The following is a 1,983-nucleotide window of genomic DNA, read 5'->3' on the forward strand; positions in this document are numbered from 1 at the left end:
CGCCGTCGATCTCGGTGGTCCAGGACTCGGACAGGTCCTCCAGCTCGGTGTTCTCACACCCGTGCGTGTGGCCGTCCTTGACCTTGACATTCGCGCCGATGTACTCCCACTCAGCGCGCGGGATGACACGCTCGACGAGGTCGCAGTAGCCCTGGTCGAACTCGTGGTTGCCGACCGCGCTCACGTCGAGCCCGGCCGCGTTCAGCGCGTCGATGGTGGGGTTGTCGTTGTCGACGAACGAGACGAACGTCGACGCGCCGATCAGATCGCCGGCGGCGGCGAACACCGTGTTCGGGTTGTCCGTCCGCATCTGGTCGACCGCGCCGGCCAGAACCGCCGCGCCGGCCGCCTGGCCGTTGGCTTCGAGCCGTCCATGGAAGTCGTTGGTAGCCAGAACATCGATGATGGTTTCGTGGTCGTCGGCGGCGGCGGGGGCCGCTGCCAACCCCACACCGGCCAGGCCCAGGGCGGCGACCGCCGCCAGAGCACGGGAATAACGCCTCGTTGGGCGCATAAAAGTACCTCCGGAACACGTGTAGGACGGCGGTGAACTTACCGTTCGTTCGTTAACGCCGGGCGTACAACACGGGACAACCTACCGTGTTCTGCGCATACCTCAAGAGGTTCCGGCCGCTAGTCACCGAACTCCGTGCTTGAGAGGCCGCGCCGAGTGGAGCGACGGGATCTCCAGGCTCAAGCCCAGCCGGGCCACAGGCCGACCGAACGCGACGCACCCAACGTAACCCGCCGCCTGGAGATCCCGCCGGCCCATTGCTGCGCGACCCGTCAGCCGATCGCGGCCTCGAAGCGGGTGGCGTCGTCGAACGGACCGACGACGGCCAGAGCCGGCGGAGCGCTCAACAGCGACGACGCCAGCTCCCGGACATCGTCCATGGTCACCGCGTCAATCCGCGTGAGTAGTTCATCGATACTGGGAAGCTCGTCGTAGACCAGCTCCGCCTTGGCGAGCCGGCCCATCCGTGCGCTGGTGTCCTCCATACCGAGGACGAGGTTTCCGCGCGCCTGGCCCTTCCCACTGGCCAGTTCGTCATCCGTGATGCCCGACGACGCGACGTCGGCCAGCACCGAACGCGCCAGGTCCAGCACCTCGTCGGCCCTCTTCGGCTGACACCCGACGTACACGCCGAACATGCCCGTCTCGGCGTGCTGGGCCGCGAACGAGTACACCGAGTACGCCAGGCCACGCCGCTCCCGGATCTCCTGGAACAGCCGAGATGACATCCCGCCCCCGAGCGCGGCGTTGAGAACGCCGAGTGCGAACCGGCGGGGATCGTTGCGATTCAGCCCCGGCATGCCGAGGAGCAGGTTGGCCTGTTCCGTGGGACGCTGCAGCAGCGCGACGCCGGTGGCCACATCCGGCGCGATGCCACCGATACGTGGTGCGGCCGGCTCGTCGTCGCCGGAGAGAAAGCCGTCGACGCCGAACGCCTCGGCCACCAGTTTCACGACCGCGTCGTGCTCCAGGTTCCCCGCAGCCGCGACGACGATGTTCCGCGGGCGGTAACGCTGCCGGTAATAGTCGTTGACGGTGTCGCGTGCCATTCCGGTGATGCTCTCGACGGAGCCGAGAATGGACCGGCCGAGCGGAGCGTCGCCCCACATCTGACCGGCCAGCAGGTCGTGGACGGCGTCCGCCGGATCGTCGTCGCGCATGGCGATCTCCTCGAGCACGACGTTGCGCTCGGCATCCACCTCGGCCGGCTCGACCAACGAGGACGTCACCATGTCGGCGACCACGTCCATCGCCAGCGGCAGGTCATTGTCGAGTATCCGCACGTAGTAGCACGTGTACTCCTTGGCGGTGAACGCGTTGATGTCGCCGCCGACAGACTCGATCGCCGACGAGATGTCCAGTGCGCTCCGCCGTGACGTGCCTTTGAACAGCAGATGCTCGAGGTAGTGGGTGGACCCAGCCTGCTCCGGCGACTCGTCGACGGAGCCGACCCCGACCCAGACGCCGAT

General features: G+C 67.4%; 1 protein-coding gene and 1 pseudogene. Both read right to left on the reverse strand.

Annotated features, from left to right (window positions below):
- Positions 1–514: pseudogene (locus ELR45_RS37610) on the reverse strand (bifunctional metallophosphatase/5'-nucleotidase); the annotation flags it as partial.
- A 272-nt stretch (positions 515–786) separates the two neighbouring features.
- On the reverse strand, positions 787–1,983 hold a 1,197-nt coding region (locus tag ELR45_RS11985), incomplete at its 5' end, for a M16 family metallopeptidase (protein WP_205856459.1).

Source organism: Phytoactinopolyspora endophytica, assembly GCF_004138495.1.
In the GTDB taxonomy this organism is placed as follows: domain Bacteria; phylum Actinomycetota; class Actinomycetes; order Jiangellales; family Jiangellaceae; genus Phytoactinopolyspora; species Phytoactinopolyspora endophytica.